At 40.9% G+C, this 16998-nt stretch carries 15 protein-coding genes and 1 riboswitch; of the genes, 8 read left to right on the plus strand and 7 right to left on the minus strand.

The features are described 5' to 3' along the window. Positions 1-8: 8 nt before the first annotated feature. Together M1D52_RS05280 and M1D52_RS05285 are read left to right on the plus strand one after the other, a co-directional pair. Complete coding sequence (locus M1D52_RS05280) at positions 9-788, plus strand: DUF4197 domain-containing protein (RefSeq protein ID WP_013663501.1); 780 nt, start codon at positions 9-11, stop codon at positions 786-788. A 123-nt stretch (positions 789-911) separates the two neighbouring features. Then, a complete protein-coding gene (locus M1D52_RS05285; protein WP_437394420.1) occupies positions 912-1715 on the plus strand; it encodes an alpha/beta hydrolase in 804 nt (267 codons plus the stop codon). 4 nt (positions 1716-1719) lie between these two features. Here M1D52_RS05285 and M1D52_RS05290 read toward each other — a convergent pair whose 3' ends face one another. The 3 genes from M1D52_RS05290 to M1D52_RS05300 all read right to left on the minus strand — a co-directional run bounded on the left by M1D52_RS05290 (position 1720) and on the right by M1D52_RS05300 (position 6864). Next, complete coding sequence (locus M1D52_RS05290; protein ID WP_149106258.1) at positions 1720-3003, minus strand: voltage-gated chloride channel family protein; 1284 nt, start codon at positions 3001-3003, stop codon at positions 1720-1722. Between the two features lie 71 nt (positions 3004-3074). Continuing rightward, positions 3075-3140: riboswitch (Fluoride riboswitch) on the minus strand. Between the two features lie 47 nt (positions 3141-3187). After that, complete coding sequence (locus M1D52_RS05295; RefSeq protein WP_437394418.1) at positions 3188-5467, minus strand: GH92 family glycosyl hydrolase; 2280 nt, start codon at positions 5465-5467, stop codon at positions 3188-3190. Between the two features lie 173 nt (positions 5468-5640). Continuing rightward, positions 5641-6864 (minus strand): metallophosphoesterase, encoded by a 1224-nt coding sequence (locus tag M1D52_RS05300; RefSeq protein ID WP_437394416.1) that lies wholly within the window; start codon positions 6862-6864, stop codon positions 5641-5643. Between the two features lie 627 nt (positions 6865-7491). Here M1D52_RS05300 and M1D52_RS05305 point away from each other — a divergent pair. The 3 genes from M1D52_RS05305 to M1D52_RS05315 all read left to right on the plus strand — a co-directional run bounded on the left by M1D52_RS05305 (position 7492) and on the right by M1D52_RS05315 (position 10050). Beyond that, entirely contained in the window at positions 7492-9171 is a 1680-nt protein-coding gene (locus tag M1D52_RS05305) for a GMC oxidoreductase (protein ID WP_437394414.1), read from the plus strand. A 150-nt stretch (positions 9172-9321) separates the two neighbouring features. Then, a complete protein-coding gene (locus tag M1D52_RS05310; RefSeq protein ID WP_437365406.1) occupies positions 9322-9735 on the plus strand; it encodes a DUF6157 family protein in 414 nt (137 codons plus the stop codon). Between the two features lie 21 nt (positions 9736-9756). After that, positions 9757-10050, plus strand: a complete 294-nt coding sequence (locus M1D52_RS05315) for a DNA-directed RNA polymerase subunit alpha C-terminal domain-containing protein (RefSeq protein ID WP_013663490.1) — start codon at positions 9757-9759, stop codon at positions 10048-10050. A 36-nt stretch (positions 10051-10086) separates the two neighbouring features. On the opposite strand, the gene M1D52_RS05320 is transcribed toward M1D52_RS05315, so the two are convergent. Beyond that, positions 10087-10701: a suppressor of fused domain protein gene (locus M1D52_RS05320; protein ID WP_377610236.1), complete on the minus strand. Its 615-nt coding sequence runs from the start codon at positions 10699-10701 to the stop codon at positions 10087-10089. A 112-nt stretch (positions 10702-10813) separates the two neighbouring features. Further along, positions 10814-11236 carry a nuclear transport factor 2 family protein gene (locus tag M1D52_RS05325; RefSeq protein ID WP_130858019.1) on the minus strand — a complete coding sequence of 141 codons (423 nt, stop codon included), beginning with the start codon at positions 11234-11236 and terminating at the stop codon, positions 10814-10816. 273 nt (positions 11237-11509) lie between these two features. Here M1D52_RS05325 and M1D52_RS05330 point away from each other — a divergent pair, with 273 nt between their 5' ends. Further along, positions 11510-13042 (plus strand): glycosyltransferase family 39 protein, encoded by a 1533-nt coding sequence (locus M1D52_RS05330; protein WP_437394413.1) that lies wholly within the window; start codon positions 11510-11512, stop codon positions 13040-13042. A gap of 31 nt (positions 13043-13073) precedes the next feature. Here M1D52_RS05330 and M1D52_RS05335 read toward each other — a convergent pair whose 3' ends face one another. Next, the gene (locus M1D52_RS05335; RefSeq protein WP_437394411.1) at positions 13074-13535 is read right to left on the minus strand and encodes a hypothetical protein; all 462 of its coding nucleotides are present in this window, start codon (positions 13533-13535) and stop codon (positions 13074-13076) included. A gap of 862 nt (positions 13536-14397) precedes the next feature. Here M1D52_RS05335 and M1D52_RS05340 point away from each other — a divergent pair. Next, complete coding sequence (locus M1D52_RS05340) at positions 14398-14577, plus strand: hypothetical protein (protein WP_437365401.1); 180 nt, start codon at positions 14398-14400, stop codon at positions 14575-14577. 22 nt (positions 14578-14599) lie between these two features. Here M1D52_RS05340 and M1D52_RS05345 read toward each other — a convergent pair whose 3' ends face one another. After that, on the minus strand, positions 14600-14878 hold the full coding sequence (locus M1D52_RS05345; RefSeq protein WP_437394409.1) for a hypothetical protein: 279 nt from the start codon (positions 14876-14878) through the stop codon (positions 14600-14602). A gap of 171 nt (positions 14879-15049) precedes the next feature. Here M1D52_RS05345 and M1D52_RS05350 point away from each other — a divergent pair, with 171 nt between their 5' ends. Further along, positions 15050-16855, plus strand: coding sequence for a DUF4091 domain-containing protein (locus M1D52_RS05350; RefSeq protein ID WP_437394408.1), 1806 nt, complete (start codon positions 15050-15052; stop codon positions 16853-16855). Positions 16856-16998 lie beyond the last annotated feature (143 nt).

The raw sequence follows: 16998 nt of genomic DNA on the forward strand, positions 1-16998 counted from the left end.
CAAAAGGAATGAAGAAAGTCAGCAGTGTTTTACTACTCTTAATAATCAGTTTAGCGGTTTCGTCTAATCTACAGGCCCAAAGCATTTTTGACAAAGTTAAAAAGGCAGTAGAGCAGCAGAAAAATGCGGATAGTAGCACTACGAATAAATCAACGAGCAGCAATAATAGCGCGGTGGAGAAACTAAGTAGCACTGATGTTTCGGGTGCATTAAAGCAAGCGCTTAATATAGGTGTCGAAGAAGGTATAAAAAAATTAGGAGCCGAAGATGGCTTTTATAAGAATAATCTGGTAAAGATTTTACTACCTGAAAAACTACAAAAAGTAGAATCCACTTTACGAATGATGGGTATGGGAAGCTTGGCTGATCAGGGAATTAAACTATTGAATAGAGCGGCCGAAGATGCCGTGACTGAAGGCGTGCCTATTTTTGCTAATGCGATTACATCCATGACTTTTGATGATGCAAAGAAGATTCTTTTAGGTACGGATACAGCGGCCACCAGCTATTTAAAGGGAAAAACATCTGCACAATTGTATCAGGCTTTTGAACCAAAGGTTGAAAATTCGTTAGGAAAGGTGGGTGCCGATAAAGTATGGAATCAAATCATTACCAAATATAACAGCATCACTAAACAAAATGTTACCCCTGATTTGAATCAGTATGTAACGGAAGAAACGCTTAATGGTGTATTTAAAATGGTTGCCGAAAAGGAAAAAGGTGTGCGCGATAATGCGGCGTTCAGAAGTACGTCCTTGTTGAAGAAGGTGTTTGGTGCACTGGATTAACCCATTTCCTGCTTCTTTGCAAGCCTATAAACTATGGTCTAAAGTTGCACAAACAGAACATGTTTAAAGTTGTTGTAGAATGAAATATACCATACATACATTATTTTTTGTGTTTTTTTCTTTATGATGGATTTGCAGGCAAAGGAGAACGATAGTCTTTTAATTGTTGGGAAAAAGAATAAAATTGTTTCCTGGCAATTGAAAGAAGAACGATCTATTTGGATTCATTTGCCGGAAAACTACCACGATAAACGCGCAATCAATCATCATTATCCCGTAATTTACGTGTTGGATGCCGAACTGAATTTTTTAACCGTAACCGGAGTACAGGCCGCCTTACATCGCGGAGGCCGTAGCCGTAAACCCGATGCCATTATTGTTGGGATTGAAAATACCGATCGTACCCGGGACTTGACGCCCACACCGGCAGTTAGCGAGCGTGGACATGCCACTTTAACAAATAGCGGTGGTGGAGAACGCTTTGTCTCCTTTCTTGAAAAAGAACTGCTTCCCTTGGTGGATAGCCAATTTCGTACGAGCAAAAGACGCGTGCTCATCGGCCATTCTTTTGGCGGGTTAACAACCATCAATATCTTTCTAAAACACACCCAATTATTTTCCGATTATTTAGCTATCGATCCAAGTTTATGGTGGGATGATTCCAAATTGTTGACAGAAGCAAAGGAGATTCTGCAAAGATCGCAATTTGATCACGTTGGTTTATTCGTCGCCAGCGCCGGAATGGAAAAAAACATAAATCCAAACCATGAAAAACGCTTGTCATTGCCTGATATGCTCAAAGAAACGACACAACCAACCTTACGATGGCATTATAGGCGTTTTGATGAAGAGAACCATGGGAGTGTAGTGTTACCCGCACTATTTTATGGTTTACGCTTCCTTTATCAGGATAACTATCAGCCCTAGTCTCTTAAGCGTCTAATTTCTTTATGCCAATTTTTTGTGCACTATAGATTCCATTATGTCCACTGAAAAAATAAGCCGTATAACAAGCGATGGCGAAGTAGAGTACATATTCTCCTCCGAACAGCTCAACGCCCATAATAGTACAAGCTAGGGGAGTATTGGTGGCACCGGCAAAAACGGCCAGAAAACCTAAGGCAGCAAAAAGACTGACGGGTGCATCTAATAACGTTGATAAGGTATTTCCCAAGGTTGCTCCAATATAGAATAGCGGTGTCACTTCGCCACCTTTAAAGCCGCTGCTTAGGGTGACGCTGGTATAAATGGTTTTCCACAGCCAACTCCAGGTATCAGCCCCGCCAGCTTGGAAAGCGGATGGGATGGTAATCGCGCCATTATATTCCGCATCAACACCTAAGCTCAAATAATCGGGTTTACCTAAAATAAATGTTAAGAGAATGATCGTTAGCCCACCCACCATAGGCACAATCCATGTTTTAGAAAAAACGCTAAGGAAAAGATGCTTCATCCTATGGACCATTTGCGCAAATAATAAACTGGCTAAGCCAAAGGCAATTGAGGCGATTACAACTTTTATTAACAGCAAAGGGTTCAACGAGAAATAGGCGTCAAAATAATTTGGAATATCAATTGCATCGATCCGGTAACTCGTATGATGGACCTGCCATGCCGAAACGGTAAGGTCGCCGATAAGGCTTGCCACTAAGCAGGGAAAAACGGCTTGGTATTGAATGCGTCCGATGGTTAACACTTCGAGCGCAAAGATGGCACCGGTTAGTGGTGTACCAAATACGGCACCAAAACCTGCAGCTACACCAGCGGTCAATAGAATACCAGTTTCTTTGTCGTTTAAACCAAACCATTTGCTAAAGGCTTGCGCAATACTTCCTCCAATTTGTACAGCCGTACCCTCTCTGCCGGCAGACCCTCCGAAGAGGTGGGTAACAACTGTGCTCAATAAAACCAAAGGTGCCATACGTTTCGGAATACCTCCTCCCGGTTCGTGAATTTCGTCGATAATTAAATTATTACCCCGTTCGGCATTTTTTCCGTACAGTTTATAAGCAAAATGGATAAGCAAACCTGCTAGGGGGAGGAAATAAAGTAACCAAGGATGCTCGAAACGAAAATGGATGCAAAGATGAAGCAACCAAAGAAACAGGGCAACCATGCTCCCTATCGCGATAGACACAGGGAGGATAATAAGGGTCCACCGCAGTAGATTTTTCAAAACGCGAACCTGTTCAAGCAAGAAAATTTTATCTATCATGGTATACAAAGCTATGTGTCTACAAAATAGGCTCTAATAGACCGCATATAAGTGTCTATCGCATTCCTTTTATTTTAGTAGACGCCATCAGCTTTTTTAAGGCGGTTCAGTCGGAAGGCATCATTTCCGTTTCGCAAAAATAGCAAAATATACGGTATTTAACAATCAGTGAAACCTCTCGTTTTTATTCCATTTCGATAAATGAGTTGCTAACAGAAAACGGTCTATCTTCTTCACGAACACCTCTTTCCTTATTTGGATTAGCACCCATTTCCAATACTAAGATGCCTCCATTGTTTATAGCTGAATAGGTGAGGTAATTTTTCGAATAGTCCTGCCCGTTTAAAGAGGCTTTTTGTATGTATACGTTGTCTCCATTATTTTTATCCGCCTGAATAATGAATTCTTTCCCATTTTCTAAACTAATGGTGATTTTATTAAATGCCGGGCTTCCCAGGACATATTGGTCGGTTCCGGGACAAACGCTGTAGAAACCGAGGGCGCTTAATACATACCACGATGAGGTCTGTCCTTGATCCTCATCACCAGGATAGCCGTTTTCTGTGCTGTTATATAGCCTGCGCATAACTTCCCGTGCATGATACTGCGCTTTCCAGGGCTGACCCGCGTAATTGTATAGATATACCATATGCTGAATCGGTTGATTTCCGTGGGCATATTGTCCCATATTAGCCATGACCATTTCTGTCATCTCGTGAATTAATCCGCCATAGGTGCCTACATTCACACGATTGGGCTCGGTAAATACAGAGTCTAACTTGGCGACGAAATTCGTGTCTCCGCCTAGGAGCTTAATCAGGCCTTTGGTGTCGTGAAAAACCGACCAAACCCAATGCCATGCATTTCCTTCCGTATAAGGACCGCCCCATTCGGCGGGGTCAAAATTAGCATTCCAGTTGCCATTTTTATCCCTTCCACGCATAAATCGGGTTTTTGAGTCGTATACATTCCGGTAATTAAACATTTGCCTTTTAAAAATCTTCTCATAAAACGGCTGGTTGGTCATCTTTGCAAGCTGGTAACCACAGAAGTCGTCATAAGCATATTCCAGCGTTTTGGCAGTAGCTTCTCTTACCTCCGGATAGGGAACATAACCCAACTGGTAATATTCCTTCCAGCCATCCCTGCCATTGGCCGGCCCCCATGGTCCCTTGTTAGTAGCCTCATGTAAATAAGCCTCCAGTGCTTTTTTAGGGTCAAATGTACGAATACCCTTAGCCCAAGCATCGGCTAGTAGCGAAATGGCATGATTGCCGATCATACTTCCTGCTTCACTGGGAAAAGACCAGGAGGGTAGCCAACCACACTGTTCGTAAGCGGCAAGTAGCGCCTGCATATACTGGCCATGCATTGTTGGATAGAGAAGCGCATTTAAAGGGAATTGTGCCCTAAAGGTATCCCAAAAACCGGTATCTGTAAACATATGGCCCGGATACACTTTTCCATCATACGGACTGAAATAATAAGGTTTACCATCCTTATCATACTCAAAATACTGACGGGAAAAAAGACTTGCTCTGAAGAAGCAGCTATAAAAGGTAGCTTTGTCTTCTTCACTGCCTCCTTCCACCTTAATTCTTCCCAAATGTTTATTCCAGACAGTAACCGCACGATTTTTGGTTACTTCCAGCTTTTTATCATCTCCCAGTTCTCTGTCTAAATTAAGTTCAGCCTGCTCTTGACTGATATAAGAAGAGGCCACTTTAACTTGTACAGTTGCACCTGATTTGAACACCAAATAAGCACCTTTTCCATCGCCTTCTGCTTCCAAAGTCCGTGCATCGGTCGTGTTTTTCCTGTTCTCCCACGTACCATAATCAAGAAACGGCTGATCAAACTCGGCCACAAAGAAGCTTTTAAAACCCTCTTTAAATCCGCGACCATTATGTACATAGCCAATGATTTTCCTTTCTTTGGGTAGAATTTTAACCAAGCTATAACCCGTATAACCATCAAATACTAAAAACGCCTTATGTCCCTTTGGGAACGAAAAGCGCAAATGCGCGCCTCTCTCGGTTGGAGCCATTTCTGTTTGGATATGATTATCCATTTTTACCTGATAGTAATAGGGCTTGGCAATTTCATTTTCATGTGAAAATCCCGTCGCTCGCTTTTCTTCGTCTACCTGTAGACTGTCAATCGTTGGAAAAAAAGAAAATACAGCATAATCATTTGTCCATGAACTGCATTGGTGCGCTTGTTGAAAGCCTCTTAAGGTTTTCTTAAAATACTGGTATTTCCAACCGTCTCCATTTTTTCCGGTTTGTGGCGTCCAAGTATGCATACCAAATGGCAATGCTGTTGTTGGATAGGTATTCCCTCGAGTAAGCTCATGCTTGGAATTAGTCCCTTGTAAAGTATTGACATAGTCAGCCAGTTGTTTTTCTGCTGCTAGGCCCGATGAAGAGCATAAAAGAAGTAAGGTAACTGTTTTTAGTTTCATGACGGTTTTTTTGGTTATAGCTATTTCTATCGGTTTCAAATATAATTAAATCGTTTTAGCTTTCTTAAGAATTTTTTACCTTACATTTTATCCCGGTAGTTACCCACCACCACCTAACTTGAAACTTAGCGCGCGGATTTGTGTAATCGAGGTCACTTTGAAAGTGTAGCGGCTTAAACTGTTCTTTTCTTTAAGGTAATGACGCTGATTTCAGGCCAAATACCTACTCTTCCTGAAAAGCCTATAAAACCAAATCCGCGATTTACGTTAATATATTGCTTTCCTTTATTATATAGGCCTGCCCATTGATTGTAAATATATTTAACAGCGCTCCACCTGAAACCGGGAATTTCGATGCCGAATTGCATGCCGTGCGTATGGCCCGCTAAGGTTAGATGAACCGGCATGGGGTGCCGTAAAATTTCAGCTTCCCAATGAGTAGGATCATGTGACAATACGACCGTGAAGCTATCACGATCTACGGTAGCCATCGCTTTTTCGAGATTGCCATAGCGCGCGAAATTCTTACCCCAGTTTTGTACACCAACCAAGTTGATGAATTGACCATTTTTCTCCAATTTGACATGTTCATCAAGCAATAAACGGAAACCCATTTCTTTTTGCATGGTCTTTAATCGGTTCAAATTGGCTGCCTTTGCATCCGGAGAAGGCCATTCGGTATAGTCGCCGTAGTCGTGATTACCTAATATGGAATAGACACCAAAGGGAGCATTTAATCGGGCAAATAAACTTTGCCATTCATCCAATTCGATGGACTCATTGTTTACCAAATCACCGGTGAAAACCAATAAGTCGCTTTTCTGCTCATTGGCTAGTTCTATTCCTCTTTTAACCGAAGCGTGATCCGTGAAGCTGCCACAATGTATATCGGATAGTTGTGTAATGGTAAAGTTATCGAAGGCCTCGGGTAAATCGTCGAAATATAAGGTATGATGATGCACTTTATATTGATATTTACCTCGAGACATCCCGTAAATGATGGCAAGGAAAGGGACGGCGCTTACGCCAAGTATAATTTGACCAATGAATTTTCTTCTTTCGGGATAAGGGATGTTGTTCTTGAAATTCCATGCATAGCTTCCTAAACGAGTGATATCCTCCAAGAGGAGGAAAGGAAGTACTAATAACTTGGGAACCAAGCTAAGTAAAACAAAACCGACGAGTACAAAGATGTATTTGGCCGGTAGCAGTTTTGGGTTTATAAATATTAAAAAGAGTACGATTAAAATCAACACAAGATCAAACAGCCAATAAGCCCAATGAACTCCATTTCGAGTTGCACTTGATAGATTTTGCGTAACTGACTTTAGCGATTGAAAAAAGTAAAAATCTAAAATCAACCAAATTGGTATAATAAATAATATTCTACTGAACATTCCTTTAGTTTTTAATGCATTAGACGTACAAGGTAGGAAAATGTTGTAGCATGTGTTAAGAAATTTTTATGAGTACAGCTATAAATGAAATTAGCCTTACATTCATTTATTTCCAGTCGTGTTCTATTCGTTTTCCATTCCTGTGATATTCGTGCGCTATCCGTACTATGTACGCTCTATAGAAAAGCAAGGAAACACGGGTATATACCAAAGGGATACCGAATGACAGGTGGATCTAACGTGGACTAAAGGTGGATTTCACGTGGAGTTGACGTGGAATGCAAGGCCAAAAATTTACTGAGAATGTTTAGGAGGAGAAGGGTATCACAAATTTACGAAAAAACGATGGATTTTGTCGTTATATGGTGTTTTCGTTAAATTGTTTCTCTCCATGTAAATAGTATCATGAAGCTTATACTGAATGAAATAAATTACTTCCTATTTGCGCTTTAGCGAGGAATTATTTATGTTTGGATAATGACAAGGTCTGTTTAATAAACCAATATAAAATATTTATGCAAGTCTTTCACACAACAATCAGTCTATTGAGATGTTCGATAAAGCCAACGTTGGCACTACTGTTTGTAAAAGATTTCGGTATGAACGTCGGATACTAAAAACACATATATGACAGAGAAAAATTATGATGCCATTGTTATTGGGTCAGGTATTAGCGGTGGTTGGGCCGCTAAAGAACTTACAGAGAGCGGATTAAAAACGCTGATGTTGGAACGTGGCCGGAATGTAGAGCATGTAAAGGATTATGGCTTTGCGGCAAAGGATATATGGGATTACCCATACCGTAATAATAGAAGTCAAAAAATGCTTCACGAGCATCCTATACAGGCTCGTTATTGGCCTATGACGGAAGGTAATGTCAATTTTTTAGTCAACGAAATTGATAATCCTTATGTAGAAGTCAAACGTTTTGATTGGGTTAGGGGATATCAGGTAGGAGGAAAATCATTGATATGGGGACGGCAGAGCTATCGTCTGAGCGATGTAGACTTTACAGCTAATCTTCGCGATGGGATTGCGGTCGACTGGCCCATCCGTTATAAAGACCTTGCTCCTTGGTACAGTTATGTGGAACGTTTTGCCGGTATAAGCGGTAATCGTGATGGGATTTCTATTTTACCCGATGGCGAATTTTTGCCACCGATGGAACTGAATGTTGTAGAGAAGGATGTAGCAGCTCGTATTAAAAAACACTATAACGATAAGCGCGCGATGATTATCGGTCGAGTTGCCAACATTACGAAACCGCTGCCTGGAAGGATTAACTGTCAATACCAAAACCAATGTAGCAACGGATGTAATTTTGGTGGCTATTTTAGTACGCAGTCGTCTACTTTACCTGCGGCGGTTAACACGGGTAATTTAACCGTTCGGCCGTGGTCGATTGTCATGGAGATCCTATATGATAAGGAATTGAAAAAAGCCAAAGGTGTTCGGATTCTAGATGCCGAAAATGGACAGACTTATGAGTATTTCGCTAAAGTCATTTTCGTAAATGCATCGGCACTTAATTCGGCTTGGATATTAATGAATTCAGCAACGGATATCTGGGAAGGCGGATTGGGTAGCAGCTCGGGTGAATTAGGGCATAACGTAATGGATCATACACTAGGTAACGGAGCTAGAGGGATTGTAGAAGGCTATGAGGATAAATATGTCTATGGCAGGCGAGCAAATGGCGTATACATACCGCGTTTTCAGAATATCGGTGATGATAAACGTTCATTTATTAGAGGATATGGTTACCAAGGTGGAGCAGGTCGGGATGCATGGCAACGATCTATAGCTGAATTGAGTATTGGGGCGGGGCTGAAGGAAGAATTATGCGAACCGGGAGTTTGGTCGATTGGCCTTACCGGTTTTGGTGAGATTTTACCTTATCACGAGAACAGGGTATATATCGATAAAAATCGGAAAGATAAATGGGGTTTACCGGTTTTGGCAATCGATGCAGAAATTAAAGAGAATGAAAAATTGATGATTGATGATATTATAAAAGAAGGAAAAGAGATGCTCGAAGCTGCGGGGGTTAAAGAAGTAACGGGATACCGTAGTGTATTTGCCATGGGACAAGGCATTCATGAAATGGGTACGGCTCGTATGGGACGAGATCCCAAGACCTCCGTGTTAAACGCTCATAACCAAGTTTGGGATGCACCTAATGTTTTTGTAACAGATGGCGCTGCCATGACTTCCTCGGGTTGCGTTAATCCGTCGCTTACTTATATGGCCATGACGGCGAGAGCGGCTGCTTTTGCTGTAGAAGAGTTGAAGAAAGGGAACCTTTAGGCGTTCATCCATCCATTGTAATTCCCTTCCTTTTTGCTACCTTAGTGATGCAAACAGGAAGGAGAAAGGGAATCATCTGATGGTAGGTGGGGGTATTGTCTATTTCCGCTAATATTGGGCGTTCCTAAGCAATGGTATCGTAATTAATAAATGAAAACACATACCACAAATTACAAAAATACATTCATTGAAGTAGCGGATGATTGTACTGCAAAAAAGGGCGAAATTCCTCCGGAGAAAAAATCCGGCAAAACGATTGCCAACATGCAGTTTGATCTGATTATGAAACATCCTTATCAATACACCTCTGATGATATCTTGTTTCAATGTTTTGTCTGGAAGAATGATTTAAAAGGCGATCTGACTGCTGCGAGAGCGGATTTTTTTTCCAAGGGACAGGCCTGCTTGCGATCTTCTCCTTTAGCAAAGCGCTATGGATGGGGCATTCATAGTAACGAAGAAGGAAAGGTGGCTTTGTATGGTGTCGACTCGGACGACTATGCTTATTTCTGCAAGGATAAGCAATTAAAAATAGTAAAAGCAATGCGTTCGAAAAGAGTGTAGTTTGTTCATCAATAGTAGATTATGGTTAAGCAAAGCAAAACACTTCGTATCTGCGACCAAGGACATCAGTATTATAAAAGTAGCGATTGCCCCGTATGTCCCCTATGCGAACAGCAGCGCGCGGTAACCGAAGATTTTCTTGCCGCAATCGCCGCACCTGCTCGAAGGGCCTTGGAAAACCAAGGCATTACAACCTTGCGTAAATTGGCAAGCTTTAGTGAAAAGGAAATTCTTAGCCTGCATGGTATGGGACCTGGATCGATCCCGAAACTTAAACAAAAGCTCGAGGAGAAAGGACTGGCTTTTCGAAAATAGAAGGCCATTGTTGCCAACATATCCCCGGTAAAATAATTATAAAACGGATAGCCTATTGAGATTGGTAATATCGATTTCTTTTTCCATAAAGATGCTTTCAAGCGCATCGAAACCATGTTTCTCCCGATATTTACATTCGGCATCTGAAATGGGGATTAGCAATAAGAAATGAACCTTTTTGTTGGAGAGTTTCATTTGCTCAAGCTTTTCTTGCCACATCACCGGCTCCACAAAAAGCAAATGTTTTAAATGGGTGCCCTTATGGTACATATCAATCATGTTCTTAAACACGGTGCCGGGTTGACAAGTCCACTTGTTCTTGGTAACGAAGAAGCCTGCCGTCGATAATATATTTGCCCATTTATCGCTACTTTCGTTACCTGCTATCATCAATTCAATTGGGATGTTTTTTAACACGCCCTTGTTCATTTCTATTTCATTGGGGTAATCTGATAAGCCTATCGTACAGTAAATCTTACTTTTTGGATCCATTGGGTCGATGCAGTTTAGGATATGGAGACTATTTTCTCTATTGTCATCGTAGTAAGCATAAACCTGTGGATCAATGCCAATGGCTGCAGCTACAGCATGCGCTAGCTGAACGTTATCTTGACTGGGAAGCATTTGATTATGTATAGGGTAATCTGACATGTGTTTTTCGTAGTGTAAAGAAATAATATTTTCTACAAAAAGCAAAACGAAGAAACCGCTTTCTCGCCAGAAATCTATAATAAGCTATTTGGGTCCGTCTGGTCGATAAAAATTAACAGCGTTTTATCTCTTTCTGATAAAGCTTGTTAAATCCCGAGAAATCTTGAATTAAGATAATCGACGTGATGAGGCGATCAACCAAACTAATAATATTGACATAAGGCCTGTGATAGGTCTCACCGGATTTGACAAGGGTGAAGATGTTTTCTCCTACAACAATTACCCTGTCATCTCGCATAACGAAAACGGAAGGGGTTAATTTTTGGAAAATAGCTACTGAGGGCAGCAGATTCTTATAGAAATTAATGACATTCTGTTTGCCCTTGAAAATTCCGCTTATGGGTGTCCCTTCCGGAATGGTGGAGTGGAAGATTACATCTTCTGCCAAACTATTAAATATCGGCAGCATATTGCCGGTCCGGTCAGCTTCGGTATAAATGTTTTTCACGATATTCAATGCTTCAATTTTATCCATGGCTGTATCAATTAAAGGGTCCCGTTTTCCTTCCAATAACGCTTTACAAAATAAATAATCGTATTTAAGGAGCTATGCGCTAAAACACGACAAATAAAGGGTAATTTGCGTATCGCTTCAGAACAAAAATACTAATAAAATACGCAGTATTACTAATTAATTTAGTTTTAATTTTTTGTTAAGGATTTCATTAAAGTCAACTGGAGAAATATTACTAATGCTGGAAATTGATTAAGTTTGAGTAATAAATTCTAATCCGCTTAAACTCAATCGATGAATAAAAAAAATGGCATATTGCTTGTCTTTGTTTTACTGAAGTTTATATTGCAATATGCTTTGGTAAATTCAACGTACGAATTGCATCGTGACGAATTTTTGCACCTCGATCAAGGAAACCACTTAGCATGGGGATTTTTATCTGTTCCACCGGTCACCTCTATCATATCAAAAATAATTTATTTTCTGGGTAATACCCTGTTTTGGATTCGGTTTTTTCCGGCTCTGTTTGGAGCCCTCACCTTGATATTTGTTTGGAAAGCTGTCGAAGAGCTTAAGGGAAGTCTTTTTTCTTTGATATTAGCTGCCACGGCCATACTTTTTTCTGTTCTTTTGCGCTTGAATATTCTTTATCAACCCAATTCATTGGATGTGCTTTGCTGGACGGCTTTTTACTTCATCTTTTTGAAATATATCAATTCGGCGGATAGCAAATGGCTTTATGCGGGCGCACTTATCTTCGCTTTAGGCTTTCTGAATAAATACAATATAATTTTCCTGCTGGTTGGACTTTTTCCGGCGTTGCTTTTGACCCCGCAACGAAGTATTTTCCTTAAACCATCCTTTTATATATCCACTTTATTAACCTTACTGCTTATCGCGCCAAATCTTTGGTGGCAATATAAGCACCACTTTCCCGTATATCATCATTTAAAAGAATTAACGGATACACAATTGATTAATGTCAGTAGAGTAGGCTTTTTGAAGGAACAGGTCATTTATTTTTTAGGTTCTTTGTTTGTTCTCTTTGCTGCCTTTTATGCATTAGTCTTCTATGCTCCTTTTAAAAAGTATCGGGTCTTCTTTTGGTCTTTTTGTATCACCTTAATGGTGTTTATTGCTTTAAAAGCTAAAGGATATTATGCTATTGGCTTATATCCTATCTATCTGGCTTTTGGATCTGCTTATCTGGGAGAGTTATTAAAAAGAGGAAGCGCTAAGGTTAACTATTTACGCTTTGCCTGCGTTTTGCTCCCTTTTTTGTTTTTTATACCGATGTACCATACCGCATTCCCGAATAAGACTCCGGCCTATATCTTGACGCATCAGGCGACCTATCGTGCTTTGGGCTTGCTTAGGTGGGAGGATGGTAAAGATCACCTTCTACCGCAGGATTTTGCTGATATGCTGGGATGGAAGGAATTGGCAAACAAGGTTGATCTTGCTTTTTCAAGGCTTCCGAAAGGAGAGCATACACTGGTGCTCTGCGATAATTACGGACAAGCAGGTGCCATCAATTATTACAAGAAGACAAAACAGATGACCGCCGTTTCCTTCAATGCCGATTATCTTCATTGGATAAATTTGGATAAAAAGTATGTTCATTTGATACGTGTAAAAAATTACAGAGAGGTAAAGGAGGAGTTAAAGGAAACCAGTCCCTTTTTTGCCGATACCTTTGTGGCTGATTCCGTAACCAACCCCTACGCGCGTGAATATGGGACAACTGTCTTCATTTTCAGGAATACCCATATTGATATAAACGAACGTATCAGGCGAGAAATTAACGAAAATGAAATTAGGGACTAATCATGGGGTCGTTTACTTGATGGACAGCCTATCAATATACTATTTTTGTTTCGACTGCAATTGTTCGATTGCTGTCTGCCTTTGGCAATAAGACATGATAAGTGACAGTAGTCGCTACGGCACTTATATCCTGATGAAAGGTGACAACTAATCGTTCCTCTCCCGTACAGCTTTTTTTTAACTCATAAGTTATCGAATGATTGCCTGATTTTAGTCCTTTTCTTCCTATTAACAGGTCATATTTCTCGAAATCGATGGCTGGATGACAGCTCCCTGTTACCTTTTCATCATAAGTATGCTTCGTTCGGATTAATTCATGTGTTTCCTTTAGATCGATATGAAGTGCATAGCGAGTATCGGTACACCCGTAAACTTCTTCAAGGGAAGGTAATGGCACATACATAAGTAGCATGCATTCTTTGTCCTCTTTATCTTCTTTATCGCACGCGAAAATTGAAAGGAAAAAAGAGATTAATATGATTCCTCGTTTCATAACAGGCTTTAATGAGGTTAGGTCTATACAACGATTTCCCTTCAAAAAACGCGACAACTATGTTCAAAATAGCGGTGCATAGGTTAAATCGAATCTCAGGTAGGGGTCTTCTGCTCTAATGTTGTCTTATCATTAGCTGATGCGCAGCAATGAAATTTTTTAAAAAGATGACGATTTTCTTATCAATTTGCTTTTGGACCGGATTCGCTATCCTTTCCTTTACCCTTTTATCCGCGATGGTTTTGATAGGTGTTTTTGTTTGGGTTTTAAATCTACTGCACGAGGCAACAGGGGATATTTAGTATGTGCAATTATGGCGAGCTTCATTTATAAGAATAGCAACATCGGTAAAGGGTTTATCATGGGCGCCTATCACATTTCTTTATTTTTATTAGAACGCACAGAATAGATTTTCTTCATGCGTTGCAGCTTATAATGATCCAATCGCTGGGTTGTAAAGATTATAAAATTCTGAAACTCTTGTATTTGCCTTGTGTCAAAAAATATTTATCCAAATAGCAAAAAACCTAGAAAGAAAAACGATGAGCTTCTGAAAGGCGCATTTGAAGAATGGTTCCCGGAGCTTTTACGGTTCCTTTATCCCAACAAATAAAGTTAAGGACTGATTTAGGATGATGTCTCAATTATGAATAAGCATCGTCCATTTTTCAGAGATTTCTGTCAAAGTCAAATATACTTTTCTACACTCATTTTCTTATACAAAACTAGATATAGGCGTTTAAGGAGGACTTTGCCCAGTAGGTAGGCCGTCGGCCAAAGACTCTTCCCAAAAGGAGAAAATATTTAAAGATCAAAAAGAGGCCCTAAATACAGGCCTCCAATATAGATAATAAATCGACACATGCCGTCGAGCCCCGCGCTTATACCTCTCTTGAAGATGGCTTCGGTGGTTCGATTAATATTGGTCGGAACTCAATGGGTACTCGTGGCGAGCTCCATGGGGAAATTCCCCATCGAGTGCACCTTCAGTGCCGCTCAAGTTGGCTCGCAGGGGAGAGAACAGGGAGAGGAGGGAGGCTAGCTTTTTCTGAGACGAAAAGGTTTTATCCAGACATCACATTTAGGAATGTTCCTGTGCTAATAAAAACGTGTTCATTTGGAATGTGTTCTTTCGTAAACGAGCCGGTCTCGTCGACCTGTGTTCGACCGATGCCCAGTAAGTTATTGAGTGTTTTTCGAGAATGCAGGTTCCCGAAGGGGGTAATACGCATGTCGGTAAAAATTTCGGAAATCGATCCAATCTTGCCCGAATAATTCTGAGACGCCAGCCTATCGGCAGGTAAGCGCTGTGGAATGATATGGTATGCGCCCTTCTCTTTCATTACCTTGTAAAGCTCCTTAAAAACAAGCGAGTAACTTTATGCAATCGATTGTGTTTCAGCAACATTTGCATCTGCTGGACTTTTTGACGAAGTTTATGTCAGGTTATCTCTTAGAACTCCGTCAACGGTATTGGGTGGAGTCATGTTGGCATCAATGAATAATGACGTATTATGAACTTAAAAACACAAAAATTAAAAGGTATGCTATGTGGTGCTATCCTCATTGGAGTGACTTCTGCATGCGGCCAAAACAAACAAGAACAGGAGCGGAGAACTCCTTTGGATTTGGTCAACTTTAAGGAATTACCCGACCCGACGGCAGATACATTGTCTGATTGGTCTAAAGTAGAAAATGGATTACACGCTTCTTTTGTGACGATTGATAAACGTTTTCCGACGTCCATAGCTCCTGACTTCGCCGTCGAAAAGCAAGCGTCTGTGACAGGGTGGAGAGGAGAGCGTGTCTCTGCTCAAATATTACTATGGACAAATGCTGAAATTGCCGGTGCGCAAGTGGACGTATCAGGTTTTCGTGCAGAAAGCGGCAGCGATTTGCCATCGGATATAGCGTCTACCCATTTTGTTCGTTATGTGATGACAGATGAGTACGCCGGGGGATGTGGTCATCGTAAGCCGGAAGATTTCGCCTCGTCTCTGTCGCCCGATATGTTAGATAATCTGAACTCTTTCGATCTCGAAGCAAAGAAGGTACGGCCAGTTTGGGTAACATTACGTATTCCAGAAGACGCAAAACCAGGTTACTATACGGCAAAGGTACAAGTGAAAGCTGCTGAAGTACCCACGCAAGAACTGAATCTCTCTTTACATGTTATAGATAAGCTCCTGCCTAAGCCATCGGAATGGACTTACCATTTAGATCAATGGCAACATCCATCGGCAGTAGCACGTGTAGAAGGGCTCGAAATGTGGTCGGAGGAACATTTCAAAGCGCTGAAACCACAGATGCAGATGTTAGCAGACGTCGGGCAGAAAGTGATCACTGCGACCCTTAACAAAGATCCTTGGAATGTGCAGACATTTGACCCTTATGCAGATATGATTATATGGACAAAGCAAAAGGATGGTTCCTGGAAGTATGATTACAGCGTATTTGATAAATGGGTGCAGTTTATGCTGGATCTTGGTGTTAACAAGATGATAAATTGTTATTCCATCATCCCTTGGAATAATGAAATCCATTATAATGATGAAACAAGTGGTGAATTGGTAAATGTCGAGGCTAAACCGGGTACACCTATATTTGAGCAATTATGGACGCCGTTCTTAGAAGATTTCGTAGAACACCTTCGGGGGAAGGGGTGGTTGGAAAAAACAAATATAGCCATTGATGAACGTACGAGGGAAGAAGTGGACGGTGCTTTGACTTTATTACAAAAAGTGTCACCGGAATTAGGTGTTTCTTATGCTGATAACCAAAAAACTTATCGACGTTATCCGAATAGCGACGATGTTAGTATTGCAATGGGACACCCATTTTCGGAAGAAGATCTAAAAGACCGTCAATCACGGGGATTGAACACGACGTTTTATATCTATTGCGGTAATGCGTTTCCCAATCAGTTTACATTTTCTGACCCAGCGGAATCTGTCCTCGTGGCGTGGTTTGCAGAAGCAGCGAATTTTGACGGTATGTTACGATGGGCATTCAATTCTTGGGTAGAAAATCCATTGTTAGATTCCCGTTTCCGTACCTGGCCGGCGGGCGATACCTATATCGTCTACCCAAATGCTAGAAGCTCGATTCGTTACGAGCGACTGTTGGAGGGGCTTCAAGACTATGCGAAGATTCAAGTTGTGAAACGAGCACTGGAAAATAAGGGAGACCAAGCTAACTTAGATCGGTTGGAAACGGCCATCCAGAAATTGAAGATTACGAAACCTAACCAGACTTGGAATCAAGATCTCAACGATGCAAAAGGATTGCTTAATGAGCTTTCGGTTCAATTGGTACAATAGGAGGAAAACAACTTTTGTTCAAATAAGAGGCTTTCTGAAAAGCTTCACTAAAGAAGATTCCCGATACCCAGAAGTGTCGGGGATTTTCATTGTCGCCTTAAATATTATAATTTAAGAGTGCTTGTAACGAAGAAAGGACCTCA

The sequence above is a fragment of the Olivibacter sp. SA151 genome (assembly GCF_054130995.1).

Bases quoted from the DNA above. Each gene is read 5' to 3' on its own strand.
- M1D52_RS05320 (WP_377610236.1), bottom strand. From the start codon at position 10,701: ATGTCAGATTACCCTATACATAATCAAATGCTTCCCAGTCAAGATAAC.
- M1D52_RS05305 (WP_437394414.1), top strand. From the start codon at position 7,492: ATGACAGAGAAAAATTATGATGCCATTGTTATTGGGTCAGGTATTAGC.
- M1D52_RS05310 (WP_437365406.1), top strand. From the start codon at position 9,322: ATGAAAACACATACCACAAATTACAAAAATACATTCATTGAAGTAGCG.
- M1D52_RS05345 (WP_437394409.1), bottom strand. From the start codon at position 14,878: ATGAAAGAGAAGGGCGCATACCATATCATTCCACAGCGCTTACCTGCC.
- M1D52_RS05350 (WP_437394408.1), top strand. From the start codon at position 15,050: ATGAACTTAAAAACACAAAAATTAAAAGGTATGCTATGTGGTGCTATC.
- M1D52_RS05280 (WP_013663501.1), top strand. From the start codon at position 9: ATGAAGAAAGTCAGCAGTGTTTTACTACTCTTAATAATCAGTTTAGCG.
- M1D52_RS05285 (WP_437394420.1), top strand. From the start codon at position 912: ATGATGGATTTGCAGGCAAAGGAGAACGATAGTCTTTTAATTGTTGGG.
- M1D52_RS05340 (WP_437365401.1), top strand. From the start codon at position 14,398: ATGCCGTCGAGCCCCGCGCTTATACCTCTCTTGAAGATGGCTTCGGTG.
- M1D52_RS05300 (WP_437394416.1), bottom strand. From the start codon at position 6,864: ATGTTCAGTAGAATATTATTTATTATACCAATTTGGTTGATTTTAGAT.
- M1D52_RS05315 (WP_013663490.1), top strand. From the start codon at position 9,757: ATGGTTAAGCAAAGCAAAACACTTCGTATCTGCGACCAAGGACATCAG.
- M1D52_RS05330 (WP_437394413.1), top strand. From the start codon at position 11,510: ATGAATAAAAAAAATGGCATATTGCTTGTCTTTGTTTTACTGAAGTTT.
- M1D52_RS05325 (WP_130858019.1), bottom strand. From the start codon at position 11,236: ATGGATAAAATTGAAGCATTGAATATCGTGAAAAACATTTATACCGAA.
- M1D52_RS05295 (WP_437394418.1), bottom strand. From the start codon at position 5,467: ATGAAACTAAAAACAGTTACCTTACTTCTTTTATGCTCTTCATCGGGC.
- M1D52_RS05335 (WP_437394411.1), bottom strand. From the start codon at position 13,535: ATGAAACGAGGAATCATATTAATCTCTTTTTTCCTTTCAATTTTCGCG.
- M1D52_RS05290 (WP_149106258.1), bottom strand. From the start codon at position 3,003: ATGATAGATAAAATTTTCTTGCTTGAACAGGTTCGCGTTTTGAAAAAT.